10 protein-coding genes are annotated in these 14,609 nt (G+C 58.7%); 2 read left to right on the plus strand and 8 right to left on the minus strand.

The window, feature by feature from the left end:
- Window positions 1-574: 574 nt before the first annotated feature.
- A complete protein-coding gene (gene malT, locus PFH44_RS01750; protein ID WP_045854020.1) occupies window positions 575-3,280 on the plus strand; it encodes an HTH-type transcriptional regulator MalT in 2,706 nt (901 codons plus the stop codon).
- A 6-nt stretch (window positions 3,281-3,286) separates the two neighbouring features.
- Here malT and PFH44_RS01755 read toward each other — a convergent pair whose 3' ends face one another.
- The 3 genes from PFH44_RS01755 to glpE all read right to left on the minus strand — a co-directional run bounded on the left by PFH44_RS01755 (window position 3,287) and on the right by glpE (window position 5,396).
- Window positions 3,287-4,045, minus strand: a complete 759-nt coding sequence (locus PFH44_RS01755; protein WP_045854019.1) for a DeoR/GlpR family transcriptional regulator — start codon at window positions 4,043-4,045, stop codon at window positions 3,287-3,289.
- Between the two features lie 51 nt (window positions 4,046-4,096).
- Entirely contained in the window at window positions 4,097-4,927 is an 831-nt protein-coding gene (gene glpG, locus PFH44_RS01760; protein WP_283824136.1) for a rhomboid family intramembrane serine protease GlpG, read from the minus strand.
- 139 nt (window positions 4,928-5,066) lie between these two features.
- Entirely contained in the window at window positions 5,067-5,396 is a 330-nt protein-coding gene (gene glpE, locus PFH44_RS01765) for a thiosulfate sulfurtransferase GlpE (RefSeq protein WP_041143029.1), read from the minus strand.
- Window positions 5,397-5,610: 214 nt separating this feature from the next.
- Between glpE and glpD the strand changes: the two genes are divergently transcribed.
- Window positions 5,611-7,119, plus strand: a complete 1,509-nt coding sequence (glpD, locus tag PFH44_RS01770; RefSeq protein WP_045854017.1) for a glycerol-3-phosphate dehydrogenase — start codon at window positions 5,611-5,613, stop codon at window positions 7,117-7,119.
- A gap of 104 nt (window positions 7,120-7,223) precedes the next feature.
- Here glpD and glgP read toward each other — a convergent pair whose 3' ends face one another.
- From glgP to PFH44_RS01795, 5 genes are all read right to left on the minus strand, one after another.
- Entirely contained in the window at window positions 7,224-9,671 is a 2,448-nt protein-coding gene (gene glgP, locus PFH44_RS01775; RefSeq protein ID WP_283824137.1) for a glycogen phosphorylase, read from the minus strand.
- 17 nt (window positions 9,672-9,688) lie between these two features.
- A complete protein-coding gene (gene glgA / locus PFH44_RS01780) occupies window positions 9,689-11,122 on the minus strand; it encodes a glycogen synthase GlgA (protein ID WP_045854015.1) in 1,434 nt (477 codons plus the stop codon).
- Window positions 11,122-12,417, minus strand: coding sequence for a glucose-1-phosphate adenylyltransferase (gene glgC, locus PFH44_RS01785; protein WP_283824138.1), 1,296 nt, complete (start codon window positions 12,415-12,417; stop codon window positions 11,122-11,124). Before glgC ends, glgA begins: the two co-directional genes overlap by 1 nt.
- Window positions 12,418-12,497: 80 nt before the next feature.
- Window positions 12,498-14,474, minus strand: a complete 1,977-nt coding sequence (gene glgX / locus PFH44_RS01790) for a glycogen debranching protein GlgX (protein WP_283824139.1) — start codon at window positions 14,472-14,474, stop codon at window positions 12,498-12,500.
- The coding region (locus PFH44_RS01795) for an alpha amylase C-terminal domain-containing protein (protein ID WP_283824140.1) at window positions 14,471-14,609 on the minus strand (139 nt) is incomplete at its 5' end. The genes glgX and PFH44_RS01795, both read right to left, overlap by 4 nt.

Raw genomic sequence — 14,609 nt, forward strand, 5'->3', positions numbered from 1 at the left:
CCTCCCGGGGTAACGTCCTCATCCCGGCAGGGATTAGGCAGGGAGGAGTAGCAGGGATGAGCGAAAAGTGTGATCGCGGCCACTATAACGTTAGCCTCCCGCTAAAAAGATGCTGCAAAATTCACCGCCAGGAAACAATATACCGTTCAATTACCGTACTAACAGATTTGTTACAGCCCAATACCGCACGGATGAATAAAAAAGCCCCTGGTAATTATCAGCAAATAACAATTAGGCCTGCAGCAAAATAAACATGTTTGATGATGTAAATACGTCAAAGAGATTACTTATCAGAATTAACTGACATTAACTTAATAAAAACAAACAACTACAAAAAATGGGAATAAAAGTGATTTCCCGGCAGGCGGAAGTGAGGCAAACCCAGACGGCATGCACACTGGTACCGGTTTTAGGATGCTGACGATCTTATTGAGAATTTGTGACACGGTGCAAATTCAAGAGCATAAAATTCGGACATAACTTGCAATAACTTTCATTATCGCCGACCTTATTAGGTATTAATTACGAAGCGCAAAAAAAATCGCCCCTCTCTTGCACAGCGAAATGTTGAACTATGTTGATTCCGTCTAAATTAAGTCGCCCAGTCCGCCTTGAACACACCGTGGTTCGCGAACGATTGCTGGCGAAACTTTCCGGCGCGAACAATTATCGTCTCGCGCTGGTCACCAGCCCCGCCGGGTACGGCAAGACCACGCTCATTTCTCAGTGGGCGGCAGGAAAAAATGAGCTCGGGTGGTTCTCGCTGGATGAAGGCGATAACCAGCAGGAGCGTTTTGCCAGCTATCTGATCGCCTCTATTCAACAGGCGACCGGGGGCCACTGCGTGGCCAGCGAAACGATGGTGCAAAAGCGCCAGTATGCCAGCCTGCCCTCGCTGTTTGCCCAGCTGTTCATCGAGCTTGCCGAGTGGCAGCGTCCATTATTCCTGGTCATCGACGATTATCATCTGATCAATAACCCGGTGATCCACGACGCCATGCGCTTCTTCCTGCGCCATCAGCCGGAAAACCTGACGCTGGTCGTCCTGTCGCGTAACCTGCCGCAGCTGGGCATTGCCAACCTGCGCGTGCGCGATCAGCTGCTGGAGATTGGCAGCCAGCAGCTGGCCTTTACCCACCAGGAAGCAAAACAATTTTTCGACTGTCGCCTCGCCTCACCGATTGAGGCCGAAGATAGCAGCAGGCTGTGTGACGACGTCGCCGGCTGGGCAACGGCCCTCCAGCTCATCGCCCTCTCCGCGCGCCAGAATAACTCCTCCGCCCAGCACTCCGCCCGCCGCCTCGCCGGCATTAACGCCAGCCACCTTTCCGACTACCTCGTCGATGAGGTGCTGGACAACGTCGACGCGCGCACCCGTAACGTGCTGCTAAAAAGCTCGCTGCTGCGCTCGATGAACGATGCGCTCATCGTTCGCGTTACCGGCGAAGAGAACGGCCAGATGCAGCTGGAAGAGATCGAACGCCAGGGGCTGTTCATGCAGCGCATGGACGATTCCGGCGAGTGGTTCCGCTACCATCCGCTGTTCGGCAACTTCCTGCGCCAGCGCTGTCAGTGGGAGCTGGCGACCGAGCTGCCCGAAATTCACCGCTGTGCGGCAGAAGGCTGGATGGCGCAGGGCTTCCCCAGCGAAGCGATTCACCACGCGCTGGCGGCCGGCGATGCCAAAATGCTGCGCGACATTTTACTGAATCACGCCTGGGGCATGTTCAACCACAGCGAGCTGGGGCTGCTCGAGCAGTCGCTGGCGGCGCTGCCGTGGTCAAACTTGCTGGAAAACCCGCGGCTGATCCTGCTGCAGGCCTGGCTGATGCAGAGCCAGCACCGCTACAGCGAAGTGAACACCCTGCTGGCCCGCGCCGAGCAGGAGATGGACGCGGAGATGGATATCGCCATGCACGGCGACTTTAACGCCCTGCGCGCGCAGGTCGCCATTAACGCCGGCGATCAGGAAGAAGCCGAACGCCTGGCGATGGTGGCCTTAGAAGAGCTGCCGCTGGCAAGCTACTACAGCCGCATCGTCGCCACCTCGGTGCACGGCGAAGTGCTGCACTGCAAGGGCCAGCTGAGCAAATCGCTGGCGGTGATGCAGCAGACCGAGCAGATGGCGCGTCGCCACGATATCTGGCACTACGCCCTGTGGAGCATGATCCAGCAGAGCGAGATTCTCTTTGCCCAGGGCTTCCTGCAGGCGGCGTGGGAAATTCAGGAGAAGGCCTTCCAGCTCATCCGCGACCAGCATCTCGAGCAGCTGCCGATGCACGAATTCCTGCTGCGCATTCGCGCGCAGCTGCTGTGGGCCTGGGCGCGGCTGGACGAAGCCGAGGCCTCTGCGCGCGGCGGGATGGACGTCCTTTCAACCTATCAACCGCAGCAGCAGCTGCAGTGCCTGGCGCTAATGGTGCAGTGCTCGCTGGCGCGCGGCGATCTGGACAACGCCCGCAGCCACCTGAACCGGCTGGAAAACCTGCTCGGCAACGGCCACTATCACAGCGACTGGGTGTCAAATGCCGACAAGGTGCGGGTGATCTACTGGCAGATGATCGGCGATAAAGCCGCCGCGGCCAACTGGCTGCGCCAGACGCCGAAGCCCGAGTTTGCCAATAACCACTTCCTGCAGAGCCAATGGCGCAACATCGCCAGAGCGCAAATCCTGCTCGGTGATTTCGATTCCGCCGAAATGGTGCTGGAAGAGCTCAATGAAAACGCACGTTCGCTGCGCCTGATGAGCGATATTAACCGCAACCTGCTGCTGCTCAACCAGCTCTACTGGCAGGCGGGACGTAAGAGCGAGGCGCAGAAGGTCCTGCTGGAAGCGCTCACCCTCGCCAACCGTACCGGATTTATCAATCACTTTGTTATTGAAGGCGAGGCCATGGCCCAGCAGCTGCGTCAGCTTATTCAGCTCAATACGCTGCCGGAGCTGGAGCAGCATCGCGCTCAGCGCATTCTGCGCGATATCAACCAGCACCATCGCCACAAGTTTGCCCACTTCGATGAGGGCTTTGTCGAACGGCTGCTCAACCACCCGGAAGTGCCGGAGCTTATCCGCACCAGCCCGCTGACCCAGCGCGAATGGCAGGTGCTCGGCCTGATCTATTCCGGCTACAGCAACGAGCAGATCGCCGGCGAGCTTGACGTCGCGGCAACGACCATTAAAACGCACATTCGCAATCTGTATCAGAAGCTCGGGGTCGCGCACCGCCAGGATGCCGTTCAGCACGCCCAGCGGTTGCTTAAAATGATGGGATACGGCGTCTGACGCCGTTTAGCACAGCTCCAGCTGCAGGTTATTGTCCTTAATAACCTTCAGCACGCCCGCCGGCGGCATCACGTCGGTGTAAACCGCATCAACCATGCTGATGCTGCCCATGTTCACCATCGCGTTACGGCCGAATTTCGAATGGTCCACCACCAGCATCACGTGCCGCGAGTTTTCAATAATCGCGCGCTTGGTGCGGACCTCATGATAGTCAAACTCCAGCAGCGAGCCGTCGCTATCGACGCCGCTGATGCCGAGAATGCCAAAATCAAGGCGGAACTGGGAGATAAAATCCAGCGTCGCTTCGCCGATAATGCCGCCGTCGCGGCTGCGCAGCTCGCCGCCCGCCAGAATGATGCGGAAGTCATCCTTCACCATCAGCGTGTTCGCAACGTTGAGATTGTTGGTCACGATGCGCAGATCGTTGTGTTCCAGCAGCGCGTGCGCCACCGCTTCCGGCGTCGTGCCGATATCAATAAACAGCGTCGCCCCGTCGGGGATCTGGCTGGCAACCTTGCGGGCAATGCGCTCTTTTTCCTGGGTCTGGGTCGCCTTCCTGTCGTGCCAGGAGGTGTTCACCGAGCTGGAAGGCAGCGCGGCACCGCCGTGATGGCGCAGGATCATTTTTTGTTCGGCGAGATCGTTCAGGTCACGACGAATGGTCTGCGGGCTGACGGCAAACTGCTCCACCAGCTCTTCCGTACTGACATATCCCTGTTTTTTTACCAGCTCGATAATAGCGTCATGACGTTGTGTTTGTTTCATGCAATATCCCTGGGAAAATTTGACTCGCTTATCATGGATGACGGGGAGTCTCTATGTTCGTTTTCGCACATGCTGAGTATCTACAAACGCCATCGCCAGTCCGGTCACCAGGCCGGCTACGTGCGCGCCGTTCGCAATCGACATGCCAAAAACATCAAACCATCCAGCAATTAACCATACTAAGGAGAAGAGTATCAAGCCACGCTGTAAATAAACGCCGCTCTGCGGATCGCGCTCTCCCCGCAGCCAGACGTAGCCCATCAGCGCATACACTACGCCGGATAAGCCACCAAACCAGGGGCCGCTAAACTGATGTTGAACAAACCCGCTAAGCAACGCGCTAATGACGGTGATAACCACCAGCTTACCGCTGCCAATCCGTTTCTCAACCGCACCGCCAAGGTACCACCACCATAGCAGGTTAAACAGGATGTGCATCAGCGAGAAGTGCATCAGCGCATGGCTAAAGTAGCGCCAGACCTCAAACTTCAGCGAGGGGTCGTATGGCCAGGCCAGCAGCAGCATAACCGGCTGGTCGCCAAGGACATTTTGCAGCACAAAGACCAGCACGCAGAGCGTCAGAACCGACCACGTAACGGGCCCGGCGTTGTGGCGCAGGGTCGCGAAGAAGGGGAAGCGCTGGTAGTGCAGCCCGCTGTTAGTTTGCCCCGATTGCCAGCTTGCCGCGAGGTAGCGCGGGTCGGCGGGGTTGTCGAGAAAGCGAGTCAGTTCAGCCTGAACCCGCGCGGCCTGGCTCTCGTCCGCCAGCCAAACGTCGCTCTGGCTGTGCTGCTGAATAGTCAGGATAACGCCCTGGGTCGCCATATAGTCGACAAACGCCTGGGCCACGCGCGGGTTGGCAAAAGAGGTAATCATTAACATGCAGCGGATCGCTTATTCCACACAAAGGGGGACAGTATATACGCAAAATCATTCAAGGTGCGTGGCGACGGCAGCCGCGGACGAGCACAGGCGCCCGGCACGGGGGCCGTTTGAACCCTAAAGCGTATACGGTAACGGGTCAGAGCGTCCCGTGAGCCACTTCCGCCGGGAAGTGACGATGCCAGGCATCGAACCCGCCGTCCACGCTGTAGACCTTGTCATAGCCCTGCTGCAGCAGATACTGCGCGGCGCCCTTACTGCTATTGCCGTGGTAGCACATCACCATCACCGCCGTCTCAAAGTCGTTATCACGCATAAACGCGCCCAGCGTATCGTTGGTCAGATGAAACGCACCCGGAGTGTGGCCCATCGCATAGCTTTGCGGGTCGCGGATGTCCACCAGTACCGCCATGGCCTGCTGCAGCTTCTGATGCGCCTCTTCTACGTTGATACATTCAAAGTGATCCATGTGCTCTTGTCTCTTTATTGCGGGGTGATATAGCGGGCTGATTGCCGGCCATGATTCTACTGCCTAGTTTACCGTCAGACGGGAAATAAACGCCAATATGTTACATGCATCACTCTGAAATGTTTTTTTGATGTTACCAATAGCGCGTTTGTTTGCTATATTGAGCGATATCGAACATTTGTGAGCTTAAACGAAAGTGCAAGAGGTAGCGAACGTGGAAACCAAAGATCTGATTGTGATAGGCGGAGGCATCAACGGTGCCGGTATCGCGGCAGACGCCGCCGGGCGTGGTTTATCCGTACTGATGCTGGAAGCGCGCGATCTCGCCTGCGCCACCTCCAGCGCCAGCTCAAAGCTGATTCACGGCGGGCTGCGCTACCTTGAACACTACGAATTCCGCCTGGTCAGCGAAGCGCTGGCAGAGCGTGAAGTGCTGCTAAAAATGGCGCCGCATCTCGCGTTCCCGATGCGCTTCCGCCTGCCGCACCGCCCGCATCTGCGCCCGGCGTGGATGATCCGTATTGGTCTGTTTATGTACGATCACCTGGGAAAACGCACCAGCTTACCCAGCTCAACCGGCTTGCGATTTGGCGCAGAATCGGTACTTAAACCTGAAATCGTGCGCGGTTTCGAATATTCCGACTGCTGGGTAGACGATGCGCGGCTGGTGCTGGCGAACGCGCAGATGGTGGTGCGCAAGGGCGGCGAGGTTCGTACCCGCACCCGTGCCGTCTCCGCCCGGCGTGAAAACGGGCTGTGGATTGTCGAGGCGGAAGATATCGACAGCGGCGAGAAGTTTACCTGGCAGGCGCGGGGCCTGGTGAACGCCACCGGCCCGTGGGTCAAACACTTCTTTGATGAAGGGATGCACCTGCGCTCCCCATACGGCATCCGCCTGATTAAGGGCAGCCACATCGTGGTGCCGCGCGTGCATACCCAGAAGCAGGCCTACATTCTGCAAAACGAAGACAAGCGAATTGTATTCGTGATCCCGTGGATGGACGAGTTCTCGATAATCGGCACCACCGACGTAGAGTACAACGGCGATCCGCAGAAGGTGGCGATCGATGAGAAAGAGATTAGCTACCTGCTCAACGCCTACAACGCGCACTTTAAAAAGACGCTGTCCCGCGACGATATCGTCTGGACCTATTCCGGCGTCCGCCCGCTGTGTGACGATGAATCTGATTCACCGCAGGCGATCACCCGCGACTATACGCTCGATATTCATGACGAAAACGGCCAGGCGCCGCTGCTGTCGGTCTTTGGCGGCAAGCTCACGACCTACCGCAAGCTGGCAGAGCACGCGCTGGAAAAGCTGACGCCGTACTATAAAGGTATCGGCCCGGCGTGGACCAAAACCGCCGTTCTGCCCGGGGGCGAGATCGACGGCGATCGCGACGATTACGCCGCCAAACTGCGCCGCCGCTTCGCGTTTATCAGCGAATCGATGGCGCGCCACTACGCCCGCACCTACGGCAGCAACAGCGAGTGGCTGCTCGGCGAGGCGACATCGCTTGCCGATCTGGGTGAAGATTTTGGCCACGAGTTCTATGAAGCCGAGCTGAAATACCTCGTGGAGCATGAGTGGGTTCGCAGCCTCGATGACGCCATCTGGCGTCGAACCAAACAGGGCATGTGGCTCAGCCCCGTGCAGCAGGCGCGCATTAGCGAATGGCTGGCGCAGCACGTGGGAAAGTCTGAGCTCTCTCTGGCCTCGTAGGCGCCCCGGCGGGGTTTCTCGCAGGCCGAAAAGCGCGGCCTGAGAGGATAAGAAGGATAAAAAAACGGGGCCTGACGGCCCCGTTTTCTATGGTATCGCGGTGGTTACAGCCGCACCGGATCGATATGCCAGATATGGTCGGCGTACTCCTGAATCGTACGGTCAGAAGAGAAGTAGCCCATATTGGCGATGTTGAGCATCGCTTTGTTGGCCCACTCTTCCGGCTGACGGTAGAGCTCGTCCACCTTATCCTGACAATCAACGTAGCTGCGGTAATCCGCCAGCACCTGATAGTGGTCGCCAAAGTTAATCAGCGAATCCAGCAGGTCGCGATAGCGGCCCGGCTCCGACGGGCTGAACAGGCCGGTACCGATCTGGGTCAGCGTCTGGTGCAGCTCCGGGTCCTGCTCGTAGTAGTCGCGCGGTTTGTAGCCGCTGGACCGCAGCGCCTCAACCTCCTCCGCGGTATTGCCGAAGATGAAGATATTCTCCTCGCCCACGTGCTCGAGCATTTCAACGTTAGCCCCGTCGAGGGTGCCAATGGTCAGCGCGCCGTTGAGCGCAAACTTCATGTTACTGGTCCCGGAGGCTTCCGTTCCCGCCAGCGAGATCTGCTCGGAGAGATCCGCCGCCGGAATAATCAGCTGGGCCAGGCTGACGCTGTAGTTAGGGATAAACACGATCTTCAGCTTATCGCCGATCTGCGGATCGTTGTTGACCACCGCCGCCACGTCGTTAATGAGATGAATAATGTGCTTGGCCATGTAGTAGGCCGAAGCGGCTTTCCCGGCGAAGATATTGACCCGCGGCACCCACTCGGCGTCGGGATCGGCCTTGATGCGGTTATAGCGCGCAATCACGTGCAGCACGTTCATCAGCTGCCGCTTGTACTCATGGATGCGCTTGATCTGCACATCAAACAGCGCCTTCGGATTAACCACCACGTTAAGCTGCTGGCCGATATAGTTTGCCAGCCGCTGCTTGTTCTCCAGCTTCGCCTGGCGCACCGCCTGGTTCACCGTCGGATAATCAATATGCTGCTCCAGTTCCTTGAGCTGGCTGAGATCGGTACGCCAGGTGCGGCCGATATTGTCATCCAGCACCTTCGACAGCGGCGGGTTCGCCAGCGCCAGCCAGCGGCGCGGGGTCACGCCGTTGGTCACGTTGGTGAAGCGCATCGGGAAAATCCGCGCAAACTCGGCGAACAGCGACTCCACCATCAGCCTCGAGTGCAGCTCGGAAACGCCGTTCACCTTATGGCTAATGACCACCGCCAGCCAGGCCATCCGCACCCGGCGGCCGTTGGACTCATCGATAATCGAAGTCCGGCTCAGCAGCGCGGTATCGTTGGGATACTGCTCCTGCAGCGTCTTGAGGAAGTAGTCGTTAATCTCAAAGATAATCTGCAGATGGCGCGGCAGAATTTTACCCAGCATATCAACGGGCCAGGTCTCCAGCGCTTCGCTCATCAGGGTATGGTTGGTGTAGGAGAAGACCTGGCAGGTCACCTCGAACGCCTCATCCCAGCTAAACTTATGCTCGTCAATCAGCAGACGCATCAGCTCCGGGATCGACAGCACCGGATGGGTGTCGTTGAGGTGGATAGCGATTTTGTCGGCCAGGTTGGCGTAGGTTTTATGCAGCTGATAGTGGCGGCTAAGGATATCCTGCACCGTCGCGGAGACGAGGAAATACTCCTGGCGCAGGCGCAGCTCGCGCCCGGAATAGGTGGAGTCATCCGGATAGAGCACGCGGGATACGTTTTCGGAGTGGTTTTTATCTTCTACCGCCGCGAAGTAGTCGCCCTGATTGAATTTACCGAGGTTGATTTCGCTGCTGGCCTGAGCGCTCCACAGCCGCAGGGTATTGGTGGCATCGGTATCGAAGCCCGGGATAATCTGATCGTAGGCTTCCGCCAGGATCTCTTCGGTTTCCACCCAGCGGGCGTTTTTCCCCTCCTGCTGAATTCGGCCGCCAAAGCGCACTTTGTAGCGCGTGTTATGGCGCTCAAACTCCCACGGGTTGCCGTATTCCAGCCAGTAGTCCGGCGACTCCTTTTGCCGACCGTCGACGATATTTTGCTTAAACATCCCGTAGTCATAGCGGATGCCGTAGCCGCGGCCCGGCAGGCCGAGGGCCGCCAGAGAGTCGAGGAAGCAGGCCGCCAGGCGCCCGAGCCCGCCGTTGCCCAGCCCCGGGTCATTCTCCTCGTCGATCAGCTCTTCAAGGTTGAGCCCCATCTCTTCCAGCGCTTTGTTCACATCTTCATAAATGCCCAGCGACAGCAGCGCGTTAGAGAGAGTGCGGCCAATCAAAAACTCCATCGACAGATAGTAGACCTGACGAACTTCCTGCGAAAGCTGGGCGCGGTTCGAGCGCAGCCAGCGCTCCACCATTCGGTCACGCACGGCGAACAGCGTGGCGTTAAGCCATTCATGCTTGTTGGCGATCGCCGGATCCTTGCCGATGATGAACATCAGCTTATAGGCGATAGAGTGCTTCAGTGCCTCAACGCTCAGCGTGGGTGATGCGTAGCTAAAGGGTACATTCATCGCAATGACTCCTGGGGTTACATCAAGCGTTGATAAAGTTCGCGATAAGAGTTCGCCGCAACCTGCCAGCTAAAATCCATACTCATCGCCTGACGCTGCACGTAACGCCAGAGCGAAGGGCGCGACCACAGAACGAATGCGCGCCGAATTGCTCGCAGTAGCGACAAGGCGTTGCTGTCTTCAAAGACAAACCCGCTGGCCAGGCCATCGGCCAGGTTTTCCAGCGAGCTGTCGGTGACGGTATCCGCCAGGCCGCCGGTACGCCGTACCAGCGGCAGCGTGCCGTACTTGAGGCCATACAGCTGCGTCAGGCCGCACGGTTCAAAGCGGCTGGGAACCAGGATGACGTCGGCGCCGCCCATAATGCGGTGCGAGAAGGCCTCATGGTAGCCAATCTGCACGCCCACTTTACCCGGATGCTCCGCCGCCGCGGCCAGGAAGCCCTCCTGCAGCACCGGATCGCCGGCGCCCAGCAGCGCCAGCTGCCCGCCCTGCTCCAACAGGCCCGGCAGCGCTTCAAGCACCAGGTCCAGCCCCTTCTGGCTGGTCAGGCGGCTGACCACGGCAAACAGCGGCGCCTTGTCGTCCACCTTCAGCCCCATCGCAATTTGCAGCTGGCGCTTGTTCTCCGCTTTATCTTCGAGACTATCGCGGTCGTAGCGCGCGGCCAGCAGCAGATCGTTTTGCGGATTCCAGATGTTTGAATCTACGCCGTTAAGGATGCCCGACAGGCGCCCCTCATGCTGCCGCTGGCGCAGCAGCCCCTCCATGCCGTAAGCGAACTGCGGTTCGGTTATCTCACGGGCGTAGGTTGGGCTGACCGCCGTAATATGGTCGGCATAATAGAGGCCCGCTTTCAGGAACGAGAGCTGGCCGTTGAACTCGAGGCCGTGCATGTTATAGAACGACCACGGCAGCTCGATCTCATTCATATGCCAGGAGTAGAACATCCCCTGATAGGCCAGGTTGTGCACCGTGAAAACCGATTTCGCCGGGTGGCCGCGCGCCGCCAGATAGGCCGGCGTCAGGCCCGCATGCCAGTCGTGGGCATGCACAACGTCAGGGCGCCAGAAGGGATCCAGACCGCAGGCCATTTCGCTACCTACCCAGCCAAGCAGCGCAAAGCGCAGCACGTTATCGGTGTAGGCATGCTGGTTGGTATCGTGGTAAGGGCTCCCCGGGCGATCGTAAAGATGTGGTGCATCAATAAGATAGATGCCCACGCCGTTAAAATGGCCAAACAGCAGCGTGATGCGGCCGGCAAAGGTGTCTCTGCGCGTCACCACCTGCGCATCGGTTATCCCGCGACGAATATCAGGAAACGCGGGCAGCAGCACGCGCGTATCGATACCTTCCGCAATTTGCGCCGCTGGCAGCGCGCCGATGACATCCGCCAGACCGCCGGTTTTTAACAGCGGGAACATCTCTGAACATACGTGTAAGACCTGCATTATCGCTCCTGTGAGTGCCCCAACTTCCGCAGCATATCCCGGGTGACCAGCACAATACCTTCCTCTGAGCGGTAGAACCGACGCGCATCTTCTTCCGCGTGTTCACCAATCACCATGCCTTCCGGAATCACGCAGGCGCGATCGATCACGCAGCGGCGCAGGCGGCACGAGCGTCCGACCCAAACTTCTGGCAATAAGACTGCCGAATCAATGTTACAGAATGAGTTCACCCGCACGCGCGGGAACAGCACCGACTGCACCACCACCGAACCGGAGATAATGCATCCGCCGGAGACCAGCGAGTTCAGCGTCATGCCGTGGCTACCGGAGCGGTCCTGAACGAATTTAGCCGGCGGCAGCGATTCCATGTGGGTGCGAATCGGCCAGTTCTGATCGTACATATCCAGCTCCGGCGTCACCGATGCCAGGTCGAGGTTGGCTTTCCAGTAGGCCTCGAGCGTCCCCACGTCGCGCCAGTAGGGTTCCGCCTCGGGGTCCGACTGTACGCAGGAGAGTGGGAAAGGATGTGCATAAGCCATGCCAGCTTCGGTTATCTTCGGAATGATGTCTTTGCCGAAGTCGTGGCTGGAGTTTTCATCGTTATCATCTTCCGCCAGCAGCTCATAAAGATAATCGGCATCAAAGACATAGATACCCATGCTGGCCAGCGATTTGCTGACATCGCTCGGCATGGCGGGCGGTACGGCAGGCTTTTCGACAAACTCAATGATCTTGTCGCTCTCATCAACCGCCATCACGCCGAAAGCGGATGCCTCTTCGATGGGCACCGGCATACAGGCCACGGTGCAGCGTGCCCCTTTTTCGACGTGATCGATAAGCATGCGCGAGTAGTCCTGCTTATAGATATGATCGCCGGCGAGGATCACCACGTACTCCGCCTTGTAGCGGCGAATAATATCGAGGTTCTGGGTCACCGCATCCGCGGTACCGCGGTACCAGTTTTCACCATGCACGCGCTGCTGCGCCGGCAGCAAATCGACGAACTCGTTCATCTCTTCGCTAAAGAACGACCAGCCGCGCTGGATATGCTGTACCAGCGTGTGCGATTGATACTGGGTGATAACGCCAATGCGGCGAATACCTGAGTTAATGCAGTTAGATAATGCGAAATCGATAATGCGAAACTTACCGCCAAAATGGACGGCCGGTTTTGCGCGCTTAATCGTTAAATCTTTCAGTCGGGTACCGCGACCACCCGCAAGAATCAACGCAACGGTTTTGATGGGCAGCTGACGCGCCAGCATCAACGGATCGTTCTTTTCTAGCCTAACCATGATTAACTCCTTTTTACATCCCAGCCTTCCTGCCCTTCCCGCCGCGTTGCCGCCGCGAAACTTACCGGAAGCCTCAGGGCTTACGACCTTTGAAATACGCACACTCCGTGCGCGGGCCCATGCCAGACATCCATGATGACCGGATTGCTCTCTCCGGCGAACGGAAGAACGGCGTGCCATTCCCCCGCGGGTAATTCCATATTGGTGACTTCTGGGGTGGCGTTCAGCGTTATCAGCCAGCGTTCGGATAGCTGGATCTGCAAACGCATCGCGCCATGCTGCCACTCATCAGCGCTCAGCGGCTGAGCGTGTTGATTGAGCCAGCGAACGCTGCCGTCTCCCTCCTGCCACCAGCGGTTGCCGGTTAAGGCGGGGATACGGCGGCGTAGATGAATAAGCGCCGCGGTGAACGCGGTCAGCCCGCGGTTCGCCTTGTCCCAGTCGAGCCAGGTCAGCGCGTTATCCTGACAGTACGCATTATTGTTGCCATGCTGGCTATGGCCGTGTTCATCACCCGCCAGCAGCATCGGCGTGCCCTGCGACAGCAGGAGCGTCACCAGCAGGGCGTGAACGCTGTCCCGCCGCCTTTCAATCACGTCGAGCGTAGCCTCTAAGCCCTCTATACCATGATTGCTGCTGTAGTTATTGTTAGTCCCATCGCGATTCTCTTCCCCGTTCGCCTCATTATGTTTCTGATTGAAACAGACGCAGTCGCGCAGGGTGAAACCATCATGGGCGGTAATCAGATTGACCGCCGCCGCAGGCTGCCGCCCGCTGTGCTGAAAGAGATCGCTGGAAGCGGCAAAGCGCTGGGCGAACTCTCCCAGCGAGGCGTTTTGCTGCAGCCAGAAACGGCGCGAAACATCGCGGAAATGGTCGTTCCACTCGGCAAACAGCGGCGGGAAATTGCCCACCTGATAGCCACCGGCGCCGATATCCCAGGGCTCAGCAATCAGCTTCACCTCTGCCAGCTGCGGATCGCGGCGGATCGCCTCAAACAGCGGCGCATCCTGACGAAACTCCGGCGTCCGTCCCATAACCGAAGCCAGATCGAAGCGGAAGCCGTCAACGTGACACTCATCCACCCAGAAACGCAGGCACTGGCGGGCGTACTCCACGACCCCAGGATGGCTGAGGTTGATGGTGTTCCCGCAGCCGGTCCAGTTATGGTAGTCGCCGTCTTCTCTTATCCAATAATAGCTACGGTTATCGATTCCGCGCAGGGAGAAGGTCGGTCCTTCAAGATCGATTTCAGCGCTGTGGTTCAGCACCACGTCGAGGATCACCTCGATGCCTGCGGCGTGAAGCGCCTTTATCGCGTCGCGAAATTCGTCGAGCGCACGCTCGGGCTCGCTGGCATAGCGCGGGTCGAGGGCGAAAATCGCCAGCGGGTTGTAGCCCCAGTAGTTGCTCAACCCCATCCGCTGCAGGCGCGGTTCGCTGGCAAACTGCGCCACCGGCATCAGCTCCAGCGCGGTAATACCCAGCGTGTTGAAATAGTCGATCATCAGCGGATGACCCAGCGCCCGGTAGGTGCCGCGAATCTCCTCAGGCAGCCCGGGATGCAGGTACGTCAGCCCTTTGACGTGGGCTTCATAAATGACCGTCTGACCCCAGGGCGTGCGCGGCGGCTTGTCGCCCAGCCAGTCGTAATGCAGGTCAACGACCCGCGACTTCGGCGCGGTTGCCGCGCTATCGCGGTTATCGGGCTGCCGGTCGCCGCCGTGAAGACGCTCATCGTCAGGCAGCGCGCCATCCACCCGGTGGCAGCAGGGATCGAGCAGCAGCTTCGCCGGGTTAAAGCGATGCCCCTGCTCGGGCTCCCACGGGCCGTGGACGCGATAGCCGTAGCGCAAACCCGGGCCAACGCCGGCCAGCCAGCCGTGCCAGACGTCGCCGCTGCGCGCGGGAAGATCAACACGTCGTTCGTTCCCCTGCTCATCGAACAGGCATAGCTCTACCCGCTCGGCATGGGCGGAAAAGAGGGTGAAGTTCACCCCCTTTCCGTCATAGCTTGCGCCCAGCGGAGCGGGCTTTCCTGGCAAGAGCGTCGTCATTCCGCCTCCCGTACCAGCCAGACGGTTGCCAGCGGCGGCAGGGTAATCGACAGCGAGTGCTCACGGCCGTGGCTGGCGATAGCCTCGCTTTCCACTACTCCGCCGTTGCCGGTATTGCTGCCGTGGTAGTGCATC

It is taken from the genome of Klebsiella sp. Ech2A, from assembly GCF_030078455.1.
In the GTDB taxonomy this organism is placed as follows: Bacteria; Pseudomonadota; Gammaproteobacteria; order Enterobacterales; family Enterobacteriaceae; genus Klebsiella; species Klebsiella terrigena.